This window comes from Paraburkholderia bryophila (genome assembly GCF_013409255.1).
In the GTDB taxonomy this organism is placed as follows: domain Bacteria; phylum Pseudomonadota; class Gammaproteobacteria; order Burkholderiales; family Burkholderiaceae; genus Paraburkholderia.
Genome location: NZ_JACCAS010000001.1, coordinates 357914 through 378373 on the forward strand (window position 1 = coordinate 357914; position 20460 = coordinate 378373).

Below are 20460 nucleotides of genomic sequence, written 5' to 3' on the forward strand. Positions count from 1 at the left end.
TTTGTCGTTTTATATTCTTAGGCAGGCTGTTGCCGCTTGCGCCACTTCCACTTGCTACGCGGCTAACGTTCTTGCGCGTCGTGCAATACAGCCAGTGGAAACGCCGTGCTCGCGAAAGCGCTTCATTCCGCGCTGGACGGATCGGCGGCGCTCGACTTCGCAGCCGCTTCATCATACTTCCCGAACCCGTAGCGACGGAAGATATCGAACGCCTCGGGCGAGCGCAAAAAAGCCAGCCACTGACGCGCCGCTTGCGGATGTGCCGCACCATGAACCACGGCGCCGGCATAGATGGCCGTCGTGTTCTCGGCGGCCGGAATATCCACGTGTTCCAACGGATGCCCGATCTGCTCCTGGAACAGCGCTTCCGACTTCCACACCACACCGGCATCCGCGCGACCCTGCATCAGAAACAGCGCGGTTTCCCGATGATGAATATGCGTAAGCTCAGTCGACCCTGCCCGCACCTTGTCACCGTAGACGGTAGTCGCCAACGTCTCGCCACCGGCCTTGACCAGCGACGCATTGATCTGCCGCGTCACGCCTTCGAACTCAGGGTTCGGCATCGCGAGACGCAACTCGGGTCTGCCCAGATCATTGAGCGAGCTCACGTGTTGCGGGTTGCCTTGACGAACCATGATCGTCAACTGATTGGTCACATACGGCACGGCGGGTCCGGTGAGCGTGCCGTCCGCGATCAGCGCCTTGACCTTCGCGAGCCCGGCGAAATAGGCGTCGGGCTTGACCGTCCACGTCATGTTGCCGACGGTGATCGTGCCGCCGGCCTTGATCTGCTTGACCAGCAGACCGGGCGGAATCGTTTCCCAGTAGAGGCGTCCGCGAAACTCGGGGTGATCCTGCTCGAAGCGGGCAACCAGCGGCGCCATCGCAAAGAAGTAGTTGCCGCCGACGAACAGCACCAGCTTCGGCGCCGTGAGGTCGCCGTGAAAATCGGCCAGCACGTCGACCTGCGGGACCGTGAATTCCATGCCGCGATTCACGGCGTCGTTGTTTGCGCCGTGCTGCCAGGGCGGGAAGATGTCCGGGTTTGAAGCAGAGTTCGGGTTCGCGTTTTCAGCGACGCCTGGCACAGCCGGCGCTGAAAACGCGCAAGTTGCCGCGCAACACAACGAGACCGCAAACGTCATCCGCACGAACCGTCGAAGTCCCTGCGACGCGCTGAACGCGTAACCAAACGGCATGGCGACCCCCTACGCGATGTAGTGAAACCCGGCCTGCTGCAGTTCGACCAGAGTGGCCACCGCGCCTGGCGTAACGACCGCGCCTGGAATCACGTGGTTGGTCAGGTCGGCCGCGAGCGCGTCGAGCGGCAGCTTGTCCGGATTCACGTTGGCGGCGTTCAGCCGGTCGGCCAGTTCCCAGATCGCGTTGTGGCACGACAGGAACACGACACCGCGTTGCTGCAGCGCGGGAATGCAGTTCTCATGAGAAGAAAACGCGCCGTCGGGGCTCTGATGATCCAGCGTGCCGCTGGCGCTCGCTGCCTTGTTGTCGAGCAACGAATTGGACGCGAACTTGCCGCCGCTCATTTTCGCGAGATCGTACTTGTCCCACGCGAGCTGATCGAACAGCGCAAGATGCGCGGAACCGTGCGTGGCCGATACGGCCAGAAAATCCGGATGCCTGAACGACCAGATCTGCGCGTTCAACGAATTGCGCATCAGGTTGAGCCATGGGCCGGCAATGTCGGTGTTGTCCCACGCCTGTTTCGGGCCGGCGCGATAGCCGATCACTTCCGTTAGCGCCGCGTGATCCCACTGATCCGGATGGTCGAGAATCATCGGCACGGTTTTGAAGTCGCGGCGGCGAGGCGCGGCGGCGAGGCGCCGCGCCAGCTCGGTGAGGTTGCCGGCGCCGTCGGGCAGCAGCGACGCGGCGCCGGCCGCGAGTGCCTGCGATTGGCCGCCGGCGCTCACGATCGCCGTGCCGGCAGCGACGGCGAAGGTTTTCAAGGCATTGCGGCGGGTCGTATTGTTAGTCATGGTCATGTCTCCAGCCTGTTGTCCGAGCCGTTCGCCGCAGTGGTTGCGGGTCGAGGTGAGTCCTCGCGCCCGACAAGCTGCGGCGTCGTTGTCGCGTGCTCAGTCTAGAGACATCCGTTCAATAACAACAATCATAAAATCAGATGTGAAGTATTGGCGCGTCCGATCGTTCGTTCAGTTTTGTCCGCGACGCGGTCAGATTTCCGCCGCGCCAAGCGCCGCTCTCGCACGCGACTCTTCGTCCCGATCGAACAGGCCGATCAGCACGATCAGCGACTCCGCCGTCGTTCGAGTGGGCGATGCCGTGATCAGCACACGACGGCCGACCACGTGCAATTCATGCAACTCACCGTCGCTGCCCAGACGCACGAAGCCCTTGGCCCGCAGCAGCTTCGCCGAGAAACTTTGCAGCGCTTCCTTGAGCTTGCCGCGACTGAGGCACGCGTCGGTGACGAAAGAGAAACTGCTCAGCGCTGCGAGCGTCGGTGTGGGCGAGGGCGAAGCGGCGGACAGTGGCAAGCCGTCGTGACGCTGCTCGGGCAGCACCTGACGGTCGAAAATCAAACCAGGCGGCACCACGCCATGAACCGCATCGAGCATTACGCGGCTATGCGCCAGCGCTTCGACGCGCGCTCTCACCATCTCGCGCGACGTCTCGTCGAGCAGATCCATCTTGTTCAGCACGAGGGCCGTTGCGCCTTCAATCTGCCGTTGCGCGATATCGCCGACATAAGGATCGGCAAGCGTCGCCTCGATGCGTTCGGCATCCACCAGCACGACCACCCCGTCGAGCCGGAACGCCCGATCGAGCAAGCCGATCTGCGCGATGCGAACCGGGTCCGACACGCCGCTCGCCTCGATGATCAGCAGGTCCGGCGGATCGTCGCGTGAGCTGATGGCGAGCAGCGCGTCGACCAGCCGTCCGCCGATCGAACAGCAGACACAACCGTTCTCCAGATTGATCACGTCGTCGGTGCGTTCGCGGATCAACGCGGCGTCGATATTGATCGAACCGAAGTCGTTGACGAGTACCGTGATACGGCGCGTGCCGGCGTTCGTCAGGACGTGGTTGAGGAGGGTGGTCTTGCCGGCGCCGAGATAGCCGCCGATCACGACGAGCGGGACCGGGCTCATCCCGCCGGTGCCTGAAAGACGCGGCCGCCGAGCACCGTGCCCCACACTTCGAGGTCTTTGAGTCTTGCCAAGGCGACCTCGGCGGGATCTTCGGCCAGCACCGCGAAATCCGCGAATTTGCCGACTTCGATACTGCCCACCAGATGATCCATCTTCAGCGTGTAAGCGGCGCCCAACGTGATCGCGCGCAACGCATCCGCGACCGGCACGCGTTCGCTCGCACCGAGAATGCGGCCCGACGACGTCTCGCGCCGCGCCGCGCACCATGCGGTGAACAACGGATTGAGCGGCGTGATCGGCGCATCGGAATGAAACGCGAACGGAATGCCCAGACGTCGCGCGGATTCCGCCGCGTTCATCCGGTTCGCGCGATCGGCGCCCATGGTTTGCGTGTAGTGCGCGTCGCCCCAGTAGTAAAGATGATTCGAGAAGAAGTTGATGCACAGGCCGAGGCTCGCCGCCCGTGCGAGCTGGCTCGCATCCGCCATCTGGCAATGTTGCAGCGTATGCCGATGATCGCGGCGCGGATGGCGCGTCAGAAGCTGCTCGAACGCGTCGAGCACGAGTTCGGTCGCTTCGTTGCCGTTGGTGTGAACGTGCAGTTGCAGGCCGGCTTCATGGAACGGCGTGAACACCTCGACGAACTGGCTAGGCGGAATCAGCCACAAACCGTTGGGCTTGCCGTTCAGATAACCGGGCCATTTCAGCCGCGCGGTGAAGCCCTGAATCGATCCGTCGACGATGAATTTGACCGGCCCGAAGTGCAGCTTCGGCGTCGCGGTTTTCATGGCGTCGAGCACCCGTTGCGCGCCGCCTTCGGGACTACGCTGCGGCGCGAACGCGGGCATGATCCGCACCGGAAAATCCGCCGCCCCGGTGACGTCGCGCAGATTGCGATTGCCGCGTTCGGAGAAGTCGTTGACGAGATCGGTTGCCGTCGTCACACCGGCGAGTTGCGCGACGCGGCCGAAATTCCAGATCGCCTCGACGCTCTCGCTCGCGGCAATCGACAAGCCGCCGCCGATCACCCGATACACGGGGAACATCGCCGCGAACTCCTGCAATTCGCCGGTGGGCTGGCCGGTGCTGTCCTTGTCGATACCGTCGATATCGGTTTCCTCGTCGATACCCGTGCGCTGCAGCATCGGCGAATTGACGTTCATCAGATGGACGCTCGCGTGCAGGATCACGATCGGGCGCTCGGCCGACACCGTGTCGAGTTCGCGTACGGTCAGACGCTGCGTGCCGAAGAAGATCGGATCGAAGCCCCACGCGAGCAGCGGGGCGTCGGCGGACGGCATGTCGGCTTGCGCTTCGCGCAGACGCTCGATCACCGCGTCCAGCGTTTTCAATCCAGGCCAGCGGCGGCCGTCGGGGCCACGGCGGTCGTAGTAGCCGACGTAGACGGCGTCCCACATCGCGCCTTCCATCAGATGGCAATGACCTTCCACGAAGCCGGGCATCAGCACCTTGTCCCGGAAGGTGTCGACGATCTCGGCATCGCCCCATTGCTTCACGTCGTCCGCATCGCCCACCGACAGAATCCGGCCGTCGCGAATCGCGACGTGGGTGGCGTGAGGTTGCATCGGGTTCATCGTCACGATCTTCTTGGCGACGAACACCTGAGTCCGGTTTCGGCTATCTGACTGTGTCATGGGCAGGAAAAGTGGTTCGGTCAGGGCAATGCATGCGCACGGCTGGCTTTCGCGGTGAGGTTCACCGCCGTCAGCACCAGCAGGTTCACGCCGAGACACAACAGTCCCAGATTGAAGCCGCCGAGATCGACTTGCAGCATATACAGAATGACCGCCAGCACCTGTCCGGTCAACATGCCGCAAGCAATCGCAGCGGGCCGCACGCGCAGGCCGAACAGAATGACCATCACACCCGGAAAGAACTGTGTGACGCCGTAGTAGGTGGTGTTGATCAGCGTGAGCATCAGATTCGGCGTGGCCAGCGTCATCACGATCGACACCAGCAGATACAGCACGATCACCACTTTCGCGCCTTTCTTCTGACGCGACTCGGGCATGCCGGGCAGCAGATTGCGCGTGACGATCGGACCGATCGCGAGACAGATGCCGGCCAGCACCAGCAGCCCGGACAACGACGCGCCCGCGGCGACGAGCCCGAGCAGCCAGCCGGGCAGCAGACGGATCGCGGCGGCGAAGAACGCTTCGTTCGGCGACGCCAGTTGCAGGTTCTGGCTGATCGCATAGTAAGAGGCGACCACGAGGAACGGATACATCAGCATGTAGAGCGGCATCGCGACCTGCGTGCGGCGGATCGTGTTCGCGCTCTTCGCGGTGAAGAAGTTCTGCACCGCGAACGGCATCACGTAGAAGCCGAGCGATTGGAACAGCATGGTGCTCATGGAGAAGGTGAGCTGATGCGAGTTCATCCGGTTGCTCACATGCAGACTGGCCGCATGGAAGACGTCGGTCACGCCGGTTTCCATGGCCACGGCAACACCCGTCACGACGATCGCGGCGACCATCAGAATGTCTTTCAGCACGGCGATATAGGCCGATGCGCGCACGCCGGCAATCGCGATATAGGTGAACGCGAGCAGCGCGGCGAACAGGATCAGATACAGCGGTTTGAAGTGCCAGCCGAGGCCGTTCAACGCGGCGACGAGTCCGGTGAATTGCAACTCGCCCCACGGCAGCAGAAACACAATCGCGGAGGCGGCGACGATCAACTCCAGCGGACGGCTCTGAAAATGGCCCTTGAACAGATCGGGCAGCGTGATCGCGTTATAGCGTTTGCCCGCCTGCCAGATTTTCGGGCCGATGAAATAGCCGACCGGATAGGCCAGCAGAATGTAGCCGAGAAACCAGACGCCGTACGTCGGGCCTTTCGCATAGATGCCGCCGGGAAAACCGACCATCGTGCCGATGCTGTAGATCTCGCCGGCGGCCAGGAAAAACACCAGGTAGGCGCCGAACTGCCGCGACGCCACGAAGAAGTCATGCACGCTTTGCGGGCCGCGTCCCTGATTGGAGCGGATCGCAAGATACAGCGAGAAAGCGATGAAACCGAGGAATACGGCGGTGGCCATCCGGACACTCCTTTAGCGGTTTTGCGGGTGGGACTCGTCGTGACGGCTGTCGAACACGCGCCAGCAGATCATCAGGCAGCCGGAAGTGAGAATGAACCACGCGAAGATCCACGCGTAGATGAACGGCACGCCGAACACGAAGCGGTCGACGGTTGCCACCCACGGCAGCAGGCCGATCACGCCCAGATACGGAATGCCGAGTCCGATAAACAGTTTGAGCACCTTGGTTCCTCGCGGCTGAAGTCATGGATGATTAAGCGAGCCTGACCACCAGTGTTGCCGAACAAAAAAACAGAACCATAGAGCCAGTTGGCGGGACTCGTTGAGTCCAATTCAGTGTACGCCGCAGAGGTGACGAAACCCCGACGGCGCGTCATGCGCGATGCCGGATCGCAAGCCGCGCCGTCGGCGTGCTGCACCAGGCGAAAGCCCGGCACTGGACCTACCCGTCAGATAAACCCCCTGCCTACAATTTCCGCACGGATCGCCGGGTCGGTGGCGGCATCCCATGCGTGACCGAAATTCATCCAGGAGGAGAGCTTCATGGCTCAAACACAAACCGCACAACCGCAAGTCACGGCCGAGACCCTCGCCGCGTTTTCCGACGCCTTCAATCGTCACGACGCGCAAGCGTTGATGGGCTTCATGACCGAAGACTGCGTATTCGACGCGGCCGGCGGCCCGGAAGTCTTCGGCACACGTTTCGTCGGCCGGGAAGCGACACGCGCGGCGTTCGAAGCGGTCTTCAAGACGTTCCCCGACGCGCACTGGGGGCAAGGGCGCCACACCGTGAACGGCGAGCGCGGCGTATCCGAATGGGTGTTCACGGGCACGCATGCGGAAGGCTGGCGCATCGAGGCGGAAGGCTGCGATCTGTTCGAGTTCCGCGACGGGCTGATCGCGGTCAAGCGCGCCTTCCGCAAGGAACGTCCGAAGCAGAACGTTTGATGCTCACAGGAGCCGCAGATGGAGCACAGTGAAATCGAACGCGTCGCGCAGCGTCTGTCGTCGGAGCGCGAGGACGATACCCGCTACGATCCCACCTACGACCCGCTGGTGTCGCCCGGACCGGGCTGGGGCAAGCAGTACGCGCCGACCTACTGGGTGGCGACCGCCGGCACGCCGCCCGCCGACGACGGCCCGATCACCGCCGACGTGGATGTGGACGTGGCGATTATCGGCGGCGGTTATACGGGACTCGCGACGGCGTTGTGTCTCGCGCGCGAGCACGGCATCAAGGCGGTGGTGCTCGAAGCCAACAAGACCAGTTGGGGCTGCAGCAGCCGCAACGGCGGGCAGGGGCAGAACGCGTCGGGACGGCTGTCGCGTTCGCAATGGATCGAGCGCTGGGGTAAAGATGTCGCGCTTAAAATGCACGACGAGATTCAGGAAGGCTTCGATAATTTCAAGTCGCTGATCGCGGAGATCGATTGCGATCCGCAACCCGGCGGCCACTTTCTGATCGCGCACCGGCCGCGCATCATGCAGAAGCTCGCTGCTGAGGCCAAGGTCTGGAAGGACGTGTTCGGCTATCCGTCGGAGCTGATCGACCGGCAGACGTTTCAGCGCGAGTTCGTGAACGACGCGGAAGCGGCCGGCGCGCTGCACGAGCCCGAGGGTATCGGCATTCATGCGCTGAAGCTCGCGTTCGGCTATCTGCGGCTCGCGCGCGAAGCGGGTGCGAAGGTGCATCCGGCGAGTCCGGTGCTCGGCTGGGAGACCATCAACGGGATTCATCATTTGCGCACGCCGGGCGGCATGGTTCGGGCGCGCGCGGTGGGTATCGCGACCGGCGCTTATACGGCGCAAACGCTGCATGATTCGTTGCGCAGCCGCATCATGCCGATCCTGTCGAATTCGATGGTCACGCGTCCGCTCACCGCGCAGGAAATCGCCGCGTGCAATTTCCGCACGACCCAGGTGCTGACGGATACGCGCACGCTGCGCTTCTACTATCGCTTTCTGCCGGATAACCGCTTGCAGATCGGCAGCCGCTCCGCGATCACCGGCGCCGATGCGCCGAATCCGCGCCACTACGACCTGCTGGTCGAGGGTATGGTCCGCAAGTTTCCCGCGCTGCGTGGCGTCGCGATCGATTATTCGTGGTGGGGCTGGGTGGATGTCAGTCACGACATGATGCCGCGCGTGTTTCAACCGGACCCGCGAGAGACGATCTATTACGCGCTGGGTTATGGCGGCAACGGCGTGTCGTATTCGCAGCAGGCCGGGCGGCGGCTGGCCGAACGCATTGCCGGGAAGGGCGCGAAAGAGACATTGCCGATTTTCGCGTCGCCCTTGCCGGGGCATCCGTTCGCACCGTTCCGGCGGATCGGCCAGCGGGCGCTGTATCAGTTGTACTTCCGCCGCGACGAGAAGCCTTGAGTTGCGTGGAAATATAAAAAACGGAATGATTTGTATCGGAAAAACAAACTGCGTATGATGAACCGGCGAGGCCGCGCCATGCTTTCCCGTGTGCGCGGCCCTTGTCGTGAGGCAAGCCTGGCACAGACCAAACGCGGGCCTGGCAGGCGACGCACAGAGGAGAACGCAGTGACCGATATCTCGACAGCCCGACCCGACCGCATGATTTCGGTGCGCACGGTGTTCGGCATCGATTCAGGCTTGATGGTGCCGGCCTTCAGCGAACGCGACGACCACGTGCCGGAAATCGACGAGGTGTACCGCTTCAATCCCGAGGTGACGCTGGCGATTCTCGCCGGCTTCATGCGCGAGCGTCGGGTGATGGTGCAGGGCTTGCACGGCACCGGTAAATCCACGCACATCGAACAGGTCGCCGCGCGGTTGAACTGGCCGTGCGTGCGCGTGAATCTCGACGGCCATATCAGTCGCCTCGATCTGGTCGGCAAAGACACGATCGTCGTGCGCGACGATCTGCAGGTGACCGAGTTTCAGGAAGGCATCGTGCCATGGGCGTTGCAGCGTCCCATGGCGCTGATCTTCGACGAATACGACGCGGGCCGTCCGGACGTGATGTTCGTGATCCAGCGCATTCTGGAACGCGACGGTAAGTTCACGCTGCTCGATCAGAATCGCGTGATTCATCCGCATCCTTTTTTCCGGCTTTTTGCTACGACTAATACGGTTGGGCTCGGCAATCTGAACGGCTTGTATCACGGCACGCAGTTGCTGAATCACGCGCAGATGGACCGCTGGAATGTGGTGGCCACACTCAATTACCTGCCGCGCGAAGAAGAGGCGAGCATCGTGCAGGCGCGCGTGCCGGAGCTGGCCGATGAGGCCGGCAGACGGCTGATCGAATCGATGATCAGCGTCGCCGATCTGACGCGCAAGGGCTTCGCCACCGGCGATCTGTCGACGCTGATGTCGCCGCGCACGGTGATCGACTGGGCAGAAAACTGCCAGATTTTCCGCGACCCGGCGCTGGCGTTTCGTCTCACGTTCGTCAACAAGTGCGACGAGGCCGAACGGGCGATTGTTGCTGAGTATTTTCAGCGCTGCTTCGATCGCGAACTGGATAGCGAGGTTCGTTCGACGGAGGCGCAATGACCCCCGCCGAGCGGCAGGCGGCACGCCGCGCGGAGCAGCGGCAGAATCTGTGCGCGGCAGCCGCGCGTGCGTTCACCGGCGACGCGCAATTGCATTACCGCGCCGGCCGGTTGTGCCGTGGGTTGCGTCCGTTGCCGTTGCACGCGCCGCATCTGCGCACCGATCCGCAAGTGGACGATCTGGCCTCGCTGCGCGGCGCTGCGGATGGCGCGGCGTTGCGGCTCACTCACTCCGACGCGACGCTGCACGCGAGCTTGTGCCCCACGGAGCCGGTCGAGCGCCTGCTGTTCGAACTGTTCGAGCAACTGCGTTGCGAAGCGCTGGCGCCGGTTGCGATGCCGGGGCTTGTGCACAATCTGCGGCATCGCTTCGAAACGTGGTCGCGCGCGTTCTGTCGCGCGGGATTGGCGGATGGGCACCTTGGGATTCTCCTTTATACGGTTGCGCAGATCGTCTGGTCGCGCCTGTCGGGTTGGCCCGTGCTGGAGGAAAGCGAAGGCCTGATCGAAGCGACGCGCGCCGCTATCACGCCGACGTTAGGTGTGCCGCTTGCAGCATTGCGGCGGCATCGCGCGGAGCAGAGTGTGTTCGCGCTTCATGCGCTCGACCTGGCTCGTTTGGTCGGCGTGATGATGCGCGACGCGCGCGGGGAGTCTGCCGAAGAGGACGCAGAAGCGCTCGAAGATGACGAAGCCGTGCGCGTGATGTTCGCGCTATGGTTCGATTCCGATGCCGGCGAGCAGGTCGATATGGGACTCGCGGCTACCGGCGACAGCCGTGTGCTGAGAGAGGCCGACCAGCGTTATCAGGCCTACACGACGCGCTATGACCGCGAGCTTGTGCCGGCCACGGGAATCCGCCGCGAATTGCTCGCGCAATACCGCGACCAGCTCGACCAACGGATTGCCGCGCAACGCATCAATGTGCCCCGGCTCGCGTATGCGCTGAAGGCGGCGCTTGCCGTGCCGCGTCGTGACGGCTGGTCGTTTGGCGAAGAGCAGGGGCGTGTGGACGGTCGCCGTCTCGCGCAACTCGTCAGTTCGCCGGGTGAGCGGCGTCTGTTTCTGCTCGATCGTTACCGGCCGGTGGCCGATTGCGTGGTGAGTTTTCTGATCGACTGTTCGGGGTCGATGCGGGTGCATATCGAACAGGTCGCGGTGCTGGTGGACGTGCTCATCCGTGCGCTCGATCAGGCAGGTGTCGCGACTGAAGTGCTCGGTTTCAGCACCGGCGCGTGGAACGGCGGGCGAGCGAGGTTGGACTGGCTGGCTGGTGGGCGACCACAGCATCCGGGCCGTCTGAACGAAATCGCTCATCTCGTGTTCAAGGACGCCGCGACGAGTTGGCGGCGCGCGCGCACGAATCTCGCCGCGTTGTTCAAGGCCGATCTGTTTCGTGAAGGCGTGGACGGGGAAGCGGTCGATTGGGCGTGCACGCGCTTGCGTGCGCGCGCGGAGCCTCGGCGGATTTTGATCGTGATTTCGGACGGTAGTCCGATGGATAGCGCTACCGCGCAGGTGAACGACGCGTATTACCTCGACAATCATCTGAAGCAGGTGGTCGCGCGTAATGAAGCGGCGCGCGATGTCGAAGTGCTGGGGCTTGGGGTAGGGCTCGATTTGAGTCCGTATTACCGCCGCTGTCTCGCGGTTGATCTGTCGACGGCGCCGGATATGGCGTTGTTTGGTGAAGTGGTGAGCTGGATTGGCGCGCGGCGGTAGGGGGCTTGGGCGGTGCGGCTGGTCGTGCGGATGGATGTGAGGCCGCAGCGATCACGTCGCGTCTTCGCTACCGATCTGGTTGCGAATTCAACGTACGGGAAACTATTCGCGTCTAAGACGGAGAATCGCCCTTCCTATCGGATTGCCTGGCACTAACGGATTCGGCATCCAGGCCGTACCGACTTCAAGCGTGTCTCCATCGAGCTTGTAGAAGCGTTCCTGCTCAGTGCCGTTCCAGGCTTCGTTCCAGCACGAGTCGATCTTCACGATGAACCTGTCGCCCTCTATCCGATACCGTCCTGTATAGGCCATCACGGTACGGAAAAGTGCCACTATTTTCTCATCTGTATTGCCTGGCTCGCGTGCCTTTGCGGTGACTAACACCATCATCCGCCCGTCAGCGCTGAACATAAGGTACCCATTGGGGTCGGCGCCCCACGGTTGAGTACGCTCCTTTGAATCCTGAAGCTCGGTTTCAAAAGAAACCAATCGCCAGTTACCGTGGAGCTTGGTGTCGTGCTCGGACATATTCCTTCCTGTAGTCGTTCGCCTGAATGTACCCGCCTGTCGAATGGTGGGTAAGTTGCCATGCAAATGGCAATAACACCATCGAATTTGCGGGATGTGCCACGGACCGCTCATGGCCCGGTACTGTCGGCTATGAACGAACGCTCTCCTTGTGAACGGCGGTCATATCCGATGCCAGACGCCGGAGCTCCCCCGACGGTGACTGTCCAGCAGATGCGTGTCGACAATCCCCGTAGCTTCCATGAGCGCGTACATCGTCGTAGGGCCGACGAACGAAAAACCTTTTTCACGAAGCGCCTTGCTCAGTGCGACCGACTCCTCGGACACTGTCGGAATTTCGTCGATCGTTTGGGGACGAGGCGTACTCGCAGGTTGAAATGACCAGATGAACTTGACGAGGCCGCCTTCCTGACGAAGTCCGATCGTCGCGACTGCGTTTTTGATCGTCGCAAGTATCTTGGCGCGATTACGAATGATTCTGGAATCGGTGAGAAGGCGTTCCACTTGCGTGTCATCGAACAGCGCTACTGTGTCGGGATCGAAATCGCAGAATACCGTGCGAAATGCATCCCTCTTCCTGAGGATCGTCGCCCACGACAACCCCGACTGAAACGCCTCCAGAGAAAGTCGCTCGAACAATCCTCTTTCATCCCGTACAGGCATTCCCCATTCGGTGTCGTAATAGGCGCGCAGCATAGTGTCGACCGCGGCCCATGGAGGTCGGGCCAGTCCGTCATCGCCGATGACGACAGCTCGCGTTTCAGGGGCGCTTGAATGGTCTGCTTCCTTCCGCGACGTTTTGCGAGCCGATTTCGTTTTCGTGTCCAATTCAATCCCGTTCCTGAGTTTCCCTCGCTTATTTTAACGTCCGACGCGATCGGATCGGGACGACCCGAAGCGTCCAGTTAGTCGTCCCACGCCTCATGTTCAGGTCGCATGCACTTCTCAACCCATTCTTGAATATCCGCGTAGAACTTAGTGATCGGCCAAGGATGTCGTTCTGTGGTCTTAGCCCAAGTTAGGTGAACGACCGCAACTCGGCCGGTCCCATCCAGTATTTCGAATAACGCGTCATCGCCTTGGCCACGTCCGATCAGTCGCGTGGACAACCGAAATAACTGATGTTCGGGTCCAACTTCCAATCCAGGCTGGTGCGCGAACACCTCGCGGAATTTTTCGTTTTCGCCTTCCGTAGACAGCCAAGGCTTCAGCCATTCCATCGTGAGATGCCAATTTTCAGTCGACCGTAGTTCTGTCCCGGCCTAAATACGGATCGTGTGCCCGAGGTAAGCTTGTCAACGATTACGGAATGTCTGTCGAAACGCCAATTCTGGCCGGCTACTGTCCCATGGGATCGGGCGGACGCAGCTTCAACCTGGACAGGCCGCGATCGGCAGCACGCGATCCTGAACAGACCTTCAGATTTACCCAAAGCGGCCGTTCGACGCTAGACGTCCAGGTTCAATCGGATTATTTGCCACCGGCTTCGTCCGTGTCATCGATCATCGTCCTGTTCGTTCTGTTGCCCGCGCCTTCCCGACCGGACCACAATCCCACCCTGGGCGATTGGACCGGGCGTGGAGTCCTCGATGATCTGCGACGGCGCCACATTACCTCTTGCTCCCGGCGCGAACGCGAGAATACGCAGGTTCGGCTCGGCAACAAGGAGCCGTCCGTCCGAGGAGATGGCGATCTCGTTTCCCGGCAAGCCAGAGCCAGTGATTCCCGTGGCTGGACCGCTGATTGTCCGTACCGGCGGTACGTCGCCGCTCGCCTTGGCGGCGAAAACGCTCACCTGGATCTGCGTCTCGTCTGTGGTCGCGTTGTAGACGAACAATTCGTCCGTACGAGGATCGAGAGCGATCGTCATGTTGTTCCTTCCAAAAAGTGGCGTCCCCGGCAACAGGCCGGTTTTGCTACCCGTGAGGCTGCGAAGAAGCGGCGGGGAGGTAAGGCTACGACTCGTGCCAAACGTGTCGATGATCGCCGCCCCCCGTATGTCATAACCCGCAATCAGCAGATTGTCGTCCTTATCAATGGCGATGCTCACGTACTGATTGATAGTTGGATCAGTAATGCGAGTCGGATTGGGCAGAGGACCAGAGCTGCTATTGGGAACGACCAGCACGCCTGCTTCGGACGGTCGAATGGTCAGGACGAAGTCGTTGAGGTGGGAATCCACTGCGATGCTGAGCAGGTCATTTGTTGATGTCAACATGAACGACCGGCTGGGTGCCTCATTGCCCTCGGCCTTGCGCGGAAAGATGTCGACAGTACTACTGGTGAGAAACTGCGCAACGTGAAAGAAGTCCTTCTTGTCGATCACCGTCGCTCCGGCGGTCATGAGGGTGGTGAGCGGCCCTTGCAGCACCTGGCAGGGCTCGGTCGCTCCGTTGGCGCGCAAGGAGTAACCGCGAATCTGATCACCTAGAACGAGGAAGACGGCGTCGTTGGGGCAGGCGGCGTGCGCCAGTTGGACCCAGAACAGCATACTGGCGACGGCGACACATAGCGTGGGTTTCATGACACGCCTCCTTGGTCATATTGTGCGAATACGCCAATGAAGCATAGACGCCGGCCGGAGGCCAAACGAACTTCCGCCAGTTTGAACCTGTGTTTTGGCGTGCAATGCGAGGGAACACCCATCGATATCCAATGGCCCTGCATTTGCTCAGGCAGCGGCTCTTCATGTCGTAATTAAGCGGCGATGTCAAACGGCCGTTTCTGACCGGCCAATGCCGATCGACCCGACGTCGCACTCATCGCAACCGCCCAACGCCCGCTTGCCGAAGCCCTTGTTCCAACTTAACCTGTCCGCAACATCGAACTCGTGCCCGCCCATGCAAGCCTATCCCTTACGCCTTTCCCCCGGCGACGATTTGCGTGTCGCAGTCGAAGACGTACTGCGTCAGCGCCAGTCGCACGCAGCCTTCGTGATTCAGGGTATCGGGAGTCTCAGCGTCGCCCAATTGCGATTCGCCGGGGCCGAGGCTCCGACTGAACTGCGCGGCGACCTTGAAATATTGACGCTAGCCGGCTCGGTCTCGCCCGATGGCGCACACCTGCACATGAGCGTCGCCGACGCGCGTGGTCAGGTATCCGGCGGCCATGTGGCGCACGGGTGCAAGGTCCGCACGACTGCCGAGCTGTTGCTAGCGTTGCTCCCCGAACATCGCTTCTCGCGGGAGTTCGATCCCGGTACCGGATTCCTGGAGCTGACGATCCATAGCGCGCCGCAAGATAAGCCGGGTTGATCTACTAACGCCGTTGTTCAGCTTCCGCTCAGGGCGTTGTCTTTTGCAGCAAATCACGCGCGTGGCTGAGCATGCCATCGGCGATCTTGCCCGAGTCGATCGTGTAGCTACCGTGACGCAGCGCGGCCTTGATCGACTCGACCTTCGCCGTGTCGATGTCCGAATCGCCCGACGTGTGCACTGCGGACATTGACGACAGACTGACAGTCGAATGCTGCGCGTCGGCAGCGCTGACGGGTTGCACGGACTCGACGGCGCCTTCTGCATCGCTATTGGCCGTTGCGCCTCGTGCGCCGCTCTGCGGAGCCGCGAGCGGATAATTGCCGGATTCAATCTTCATGGTATATGTCCCCCATCTGTTGAATCCTTTAACGGTCAAGCGTTTGAAATCTTCACCCCGCCGCGTGAAGCGCAACGGGGTCCGCGCTCCGTTTCAAGCCGCAAAGCCATGCTGGCCGGGGCCTCCAGACACCTCAAGCAAATTGAAACAAAGTGTGAACAACCCCACATAAGGGCCATAGACTGATCCTTGTCGAGCCGTTTCTAACCAGGGGCACGATTACACTTGAGAGCAGGCCACTGCACCCCATTTACCTCCTGTGAACAAACGTATCCGCCACCCTTTGCCACCTCAATGGCCCTTTCCGCCACGTCGCGATGTCGCTGGTCGCGCCTTCGGCCATCTCGTCGCGCTTCACTATTGCGGCGCGGAGTCGTGGCTTTGGCGATGCCGCTGCGGCCGCCACGTGACTGCCGGGCTAAAGACCGTGGAGAGCGGTGAAGTGCAGGATTGCGGGTGCCGCGAGCAGCGTCGTGTGTGGCGGTCGCGACCGGGCTCGCCTGCGCTGAAAAGCGGCGAGGTTTTCGGCCAACTGACAACGCAGCGGTACGCGGGCGATGGATTGTGGACTTGCCAGTGCGAGTGCGGCGCCGAAACGACAGTGAGCGCCGGACGTCTGCGAACGGGCAGGGCGCGCTCGTGCGGCACTTGCCTTGCCGCTTCGTCGGACCGGGCGGCATAGCCCGCCTGGCTTGATCTGCCGCTCACGTGCCCAGTCGGTCATGCACTCCCGAGCCCATCGCCATCAGGCGCATCCATCACCCCATCAGCGCCGGCTTCACCGCTGAGTGCTCAGCGCTCAACCACCCCTACACATATCGCGCTTCATCAAGATCGGCGAGCAACGTCGGGCCCGTCGGCTTCCAGCCCAACCGTGCCTGCGTCAGCGCGCTCGAAGCCGGCATATCCAGACCGACAAACATCCCCATCCATCCGAAGTGCGCCGCCGCTTCGTCCTGCGAGATCGAAACGACCGGCAGGTTCAGACCGCGTCCGAGCGACCCGGCAATCTCGCGGCTGCTGATGCCTTCTTCTCCGACCGCATGGTAACGGGCACCCGGCTCGCGTTTTTCGATCGCGAGCCGATACAGACGTACAACGTCGGAAAGATGACCGGCGGGCCAGCGATTGCGTCCCTCGCCCACATAGGCCACCACGCCTTTCTCCCGGGCGATGGCGACCAGCGGTGAGATCAGCCCCTGCTTGAAAGGATTGTGAACTTGCGGCAGCCGCATCACCGATACATTGATGCCGGCCTCAAGCAGCGCATTGCCGGCCAGTTCCGAGCCGATCCGCGGATTGGGGTGGCTCGTATTGAAGACGTCTTCGCTCGCCGGTTCGCCGTGCTCGCCGCTGCCCACACCCGTTCCGGACGTGATGAGGAGTGGACGATCCGAACCAGTGAGCGCGGAACCGAGTGCGGCGATGGCGCGCTTGTCTTTTTCGCAGTTCGCGACGAAGTTCGAGAAGTCGTGATCGAAGGCCGCGTGGATGACGGCATCCGCTTTCGCGGCGCCTTCGCGCAAGCTCGCGGTGTCCTCCAGGGTGCCGCGATGCACTTCGGCACCCGCATCGGCAAGCGCTTGCGCGCCTGCGTCCGACCGCGTCATGCCGATTACGTGATGGCCGGCTGCGATGAGCTCGGGAACGAGGGCCGAACCGATAAAACCCGTCGCGCCCGTGAGAAAAATACGCATAGTGAACTCTCCGTGTGTGTCACCCGTTCACTATCCGATCATTTCTCATTCCATAGAAGTGGTGAGCTCATCATGGTAAACCGACTAACAGGCTTCGACGCGCGCAAGCGCCGCCTGCGCCTGCACTGCCGTCACGGCGATCACATAGTAAATATCATCCGCGCTGCACCCGCGCGACAGATCGTTAGCGGGCTTCTGCAAGCCCTGTAGCAACGGCCCAATGGCCTTCGCACCGCCGATCCGCTCCGCCAGCTTATAGCCGATGTTGCCCGCCTCAAGACTCGGAAACACCAGCACATTCGCATGCCCCTCGACCTGCGAATGCTTGACCTTGCGCAGCGCGATTTCGGAGACGATCGCGGCGTCGAGTTGCACGTCCCCATCGATCATGAGATGCGGGCGACGTTCCTGCACTCGATGCGTAGCGTTGACCACCTTATCGACCGCCGCATGATGCGCGCTGCCGCTGGTCGAAAACGACAGCATCGCCACGCGCGGTTCATCCATCAGCAGGCTGCGTCCGCTGTCGGCTGCAGCGATTGCGATCTCGGCAAGCTGGTCGGCATCCGGTTCGACAACGAGCGCGCAGTCGGAAAAGATCAGGCCGCCTTTGAGCGTGTGGAACGGCTCGCACAGCATCATCAGGAAGAAGCTCGACACGAGTTTGAACGACGGCGCAATGCCGATCACCTGGATCGCGGTGCGCACCACGTCGGCGGTGGTGTTGACGGCGCCGGACACGGAACCGTCGGCGTCGCCGAGACGCACCATCAGGTTCGCGAAGCACAGCGGCTTGAGGATTTCCTGTTGTGCCTGATCCAGCGTCATGCCTTTCTTGCCGCGCAGCGCGAACAGTTCGGTGGCGTATGACGATGCGTGCGGCGAACTCGCAGGGTCGACCAGTTCCATCCCTGACAGATCGATATCGAAGCCCGCCGCGGCCTCGCGAATGCGCGCGGCGTCGCCCACCAGCACGATACGCGCGACGCCTTCACGGCTCGCGCGTTGCGCGGCTTGCAGCACGCGCGGATCGTCGGCTTCACTCAGCACGATGCGCATGGGCGATGCGCGCGCCTGGTCGATGATGCGGAGAATGGCTTTCATGGCAATGCCCGATAACGGAGGCCGCAAGACGCGCAGCGAAGGGGCGCGGACCGCAACACCGCGAACGGCATTCGAACCGGCGACCCGCAAGCACGGCGGGCTCCGACCGCCTCAAACTACAAGACGAAAACCGGAGCCCGCCGACACTCAGATGCCTGCTGTGCTCAAACGTAGTCCTTGTACTTGTCGAGCATGCGCACCGGCTTGGCGAGCGCATCGCGGCGGAACGGGTCACCCAGTTCGCGGGTACACATGATCTCGATGATCGTGGTCTTGCCATGATTCATCTGCAGATCGATTGCGCGCTTCAACGCCGGGCCCACATCTTCGAGCCGGTCCACCACGATCCCTTCGGCGCCCATCGCCTTCGCAATCTCCGCGAAGCTCTGGTTGTCCAGTTCACCGGCGACGAAGCGACGGTTGTAGAAGTCCACCTGGTTCTTCTTCTCCGCGCCCCATTGGCGGTTATGAAACACCACGGCCGTCACCGGAATGTTGTGGCGCACGCAGGTCATGGTTTCCATCATGCTCATGCCCCACGCGCCGTCGCCGGCATACGAAATGGCAGGGCGGTGCGGCGCCGCGACCTTCGCGCCGATGATGGTCGGGAACGCGTAACCGCAGTTGCCCCAGCTCATCGCCGCAAAGAAGCTGCGCGGCTTGTTGAAGCGCAGGTAGCTGTTCGACACTGAGTTGATGTTGCCGATATCGGTCGACACCATCACGTCTTCCGGCATGGCCTTTTCCAGTTCACGCAGCACCTGGCGCGGATGCAGATAGGTGCCGCCGCCCGGCGTGCGTTCCTGTTTCTGCTCCTCGATCATGTCGAGGCTGTACGGGTCGCGTTCGTGGGTCCACTCGTCGAGTTCTTTCTCCCACGCCGCTTTTTCCGAGGCGATCTGATCGCCGCGTTCGTTGCGGGTGGCGTCGCAGGCAATCTTGCGATCGGCCAGACGCTGCGTCAACGCGATGGCGGCCGCCTTCGCATCGCCGCAGATGCCCACCGAAATCTTCTTCACGAGGCCGAGCATCTTGTGATCGGCGTCGATCTGGATGATCTTCGCGTTGGTCGGCCAGTAGTCCATGCCGTGCTGCGGCAACGTGCCGAACGGCCCGAGCCGCGAACCGAGCGCGATCACCACGTCGGCGCGCGACAGCAGCTTCATCGCCGCCTTGGAACCCTGATAGCCGAGCGGGCCGCACCACAGCGGATGATTCGCCGGGAACGAGTCGTTGTGCAGATAGCTGTTGACCACCGGCGCGCCGAGGCGCTCGGCGAGCGCCTTGCATTCTTCGACGGCGTCGGCCATCACCACGCCGCCGCCGGAAATGATCACGGGGAATTTGGCCTGCGCGAGCAGTTCGGCGGCTTCGTCCAGACGCTGATCGCCGCCGGCGCCACGGTCGAGCCGCTGCGGTTGCGGAATCTCCACCTTGACCTGGCCGTAGAAGTAGTCGCGCGGAATGTTGAGCTGGGTCGGGCCCATTTCCGCCATCGCGCGGTCAAAGCAGCGGCCGGTGAATTCCGCCATCCGCGCAGGGTGCGTGACGTGGCCCTGGTACTTGGTGAACTCCTGGAACATGGGCAGTTGTTTGGCTTCCTGGAAGCCGCCGAGACCAATGCCCATGGTGCCGGCTTCCGGCGTCACGATCACCACCGGGCTATGCGCCCAGTAGGCCGCCGCGATGGCCGTGACGCAGTTGCTGATGCCCGGGCCGTTCTGCCCGATCACCACGCCGTGACGGCCCGACACGCGCGAATAACCGTCGGCCATATGACCGGCGCCTTGCTCGTGAACCACGGGAATCAGACGGATGCCGGCGGGCGCGAAGATGTCCATCGCGTCCATGAACGCCGAGCCCATGATGCCGAACATGTCGGTCACACCATTGGCCGCCAGTGTTTCGACGAAGGCTTCGGACGGCGTCATGGCTTGCGGGCCGCTCGCGCGGTGGTCGGCGCTGGCGTCACGCGGGGAAGGGTTCTGCTCGCTCATGGGGGTGTCTCCGGCTCTTTAAGATAAGTGGAACAAAAAATACCGAAAAATGCTTGGTGTCTAAAATGTAGGGCAGGCTTTTCGGGGCGTCAA

Annotated in this window: 18 protein-coding genes; 5 read left to right on the top strand and 13 right to left on the bottom strand. The window is 62.2% G+C overall.

The window, feature by feature from the left end; genetic code table 11:
- Positions 1–122 precede the first annotated feature (122 nt).
- From GGD40_RS01545 to GGD40_RS01570, 6 genes are all read right to left on the bottom strand, one after another.
- Positions 123–1148: a substrate-binding domain-containing protein gene (locus tag GGD40_RS01545; RefSeq protein WP_179708634.1), complete on the bottom strand. Its 1026-nt coding sequence runs from the start codon at positions 1146–1148 to the stop codon at positions 123–125.
- A 63-nt stretch (positions 1149–1211) separates the two neighbouring features.
- On the bottom strand, positions 1212–2003 hold the full coding sequence (gene tetH, locus GGD40_RS01550) for a thiosulfate dehydrogenase (protein ID WP_179704293.1): 792 nt from the start codon (positions 2001–2003) through the stop codon (positions 1212–1214).
- Positions 2004–2198: 195 nt separating this feature from the next.
- Positions 2199–3137 carry a CobW family GTP-binding protein gene (locus GGD40_RS01555; protein ID WP_179742593.1) on the bottom strand — a complete coding sequence of 313 codons (939 nt, stop codon included), beginning with the start codon at positions 3135–3137 and terminating at the stop codon, positions 2199–2201.
- Positions 3134–4792, bottom strand: a complete 1659-nt coding sequence (locus GGD40_RS01560) for an amidohydrolase (RefSeq protein ID WP_179742594.1) — start codon at positions 4790–4792, stop codon at positions 3134–3136. Before GGD40_RS01560 ends, GGD40_RS01555 begins: the two co-directional genes overlap by 4 nt.
- A gap of 20 nt (positions 4793–4812) precedes the next feature.
- Positions 4813–6198: a sodium:solute symporter family protein gene (locus GGD40_RS01565; protein WP_179704299.1), complete on the bottom strand. Its 1386-nt coding sequence runs from the start codon at positions 6196–6198 to the stop codon at positions 4813–4815.
- Between the two features lie 12 nt (positions 6199–6210).
- Positions 6211–6420: a DUF3311 domain-containing protein gene (locus GGD40_RS01570; RefSeq protein WP_179704301.1), complete on the bottom strand. Its 210-nt coding sequence runs from the start codon at positions 6418–6420 to the stop codon at positions 6211–6213.
- Between the two features lie 321 nt (positions 6421–6741).
- Here GGD40_RS01570 and GGD40_RS01575 point away from each other — a divergent pair, with 321 nt between their 5' ends.
- The 4 genes from GGD40_RS01575 to GGD40_RS01590 all read left to right on the top strand — a co-directional run bounded on the left by GGD40_RS01575 (position 6742) and on the right by GGD40_RS01590 (position 11447).
- A complete protein-coding gene (locus GGD40_RS01575; RefSeq protein WP_179742595.1) occupies positions 6742–7146 on the top strand; it encodes a nuclear transport factor 2 family protein in 405 nt (134 codons plus the stop codon).
- 18 nt (positions 7147–7164) lie between these two features.
- On the top strand, positions 7165–8580 hold the full coding sequence (locus tag GGD40_RS01580; RefSeq protein WP_179742596.1) for an NAD(P)/FAD-dependent oxidoreductase: 1416 nt from the start codon (positions 7165–7167) through the stop codon (positions 8578–8580).
- Between the two features lie 168 nt (positions 8581–8748).
- Positions 8749–9726, top strand: a complete 978-nt coding sequence (locus GGD40_RS01585) for an AAA family ATPase (protein WP_179742597.1) — start codon at positions 8749–8751, stop codon at positions 9724–9726.
- Complete coding sequence (locus GGD40_RS01590) at positions 9723–11447, top strand: cobaltochelatase CobT-related protein (RefSeq protein WP_179742598.1); 1725 nt, start codon at positions 9723–9725, stop codon at positions 11445–11447. The genes GGD40_RS01585 and GGD40_RS01590 overlap by 4 nt, the downstream gene beginning before the upstream one ends.
- Positions 11448–11549: 102 nt before the next feature.
- Here GGD40_RS01590 and GGD40_RS01595 read toward each other — a convergent pair whose 3' ends face one another.
- The 3 genes from GGD40_RS01595 to GGD40_RS01605 form a co-directional block, all read right to left on the bottom strand.
- A complete protein-coding gene (locus GGD40_RS01595) occupies positions 11550–11975 on the bottom strand; it encodes a lipocalin-like domain-containing protein (protein WP_179704312.1) in 426 nt (141 codons plus the stop codon).
- 162 nt (positions 11976–12137) lie between these two features.
- Positions 12138–12803, bottom strand: a complete 666-nt coding sequence (locus GGD40_RS01600; RefSeq protein ID WP_218900780.1) for a DNA-3-methyladenine glycosylase I — start codon at positions 12801–12803, stop codon at positions 12138–12140.
- Between the two features lie 667 nt (positions 12804–13470).
- Positions 13471–14499 (bottom strand): hypothetical protein, encoded by a 1029-nt coding sequence (locus tag GGD40_RS01605; protein WP_179742599.1) that lies wholly within the window; start codon positions 14497–14499, stop codon positions 13471–13473.
- A gap of 316 nt (positions 14500–14815) precedes the next feature.
- On the opposite strand from GGD40_RS01605, the gene GGD40_RS01610 reads away from it, so the two are divergent.
- On the top strand, positions 14816–15229 hold the full coding sequence (locus GGD40_RS01610) for a PPC domain-containing DNA-binding protein (RefSeq protein WP_179742600.1): 414 nt from the start codon (positions 14816–14818) through the stop codon (positions 15227–15229).
- A gap of 28 nt (positions 15230–15257) precedes the next feature.
- Here the strand turns inward: GGD40_RS01610 and flgM are convergent, their stop codons facing one another.
- The 4 genes from flgM to xsc all read right to left on the bottom strand — a co-directional run bounded on the left by flgM (position 15258) and on the right by xsc (position 20367).
- A complete protein-coding gene (flgM, locus tag GGD40_RS01615) occupies positions 15258–15569 on the bottom strand; it encodes a flagellar biosynthesis anti-sigma factor FlgM (protein ID WP_179742601.1) in 312 nt (103 codons plus the stop codon).
- Positions 15570–16378: 809 nt separating this feature from the next.
- Positions 16379–17266, bottom strand: coding sequence for an SDR family oxidoreductase (locus GGD40_RS01620; protein ID WP_179742602.1), 888 nt, complete (start codon positions 17264–17266; stop codon positions 16379–16381).
- Between the two features lie 84 nt (positions 17267–17350).
- A complete protein-coding gene (pta, locus tag GGD40_RS01625; RefSeq protein WP_179742603.1) occupies positions 17351–18370 on the bottom strand; it encodes a phosphate acetyltransferase in 1020 nt (339 codons plus the stop codon).
- A 164-nt stretch (positions 18371–18534) separates the two neighbouring features.
- A complete protein-coding gene (gene xsc / locus GGD40_RS01630; protein ID WP_179742604.1) occupies positions 18535–20367 on the bottom strand; it encodes a sulfoacetaldehyde acetyltransferase in 1833 nt (610 codons plus the stop codon).
- Positions 20368–20460 lie beyond the last annotated feature (93 nt).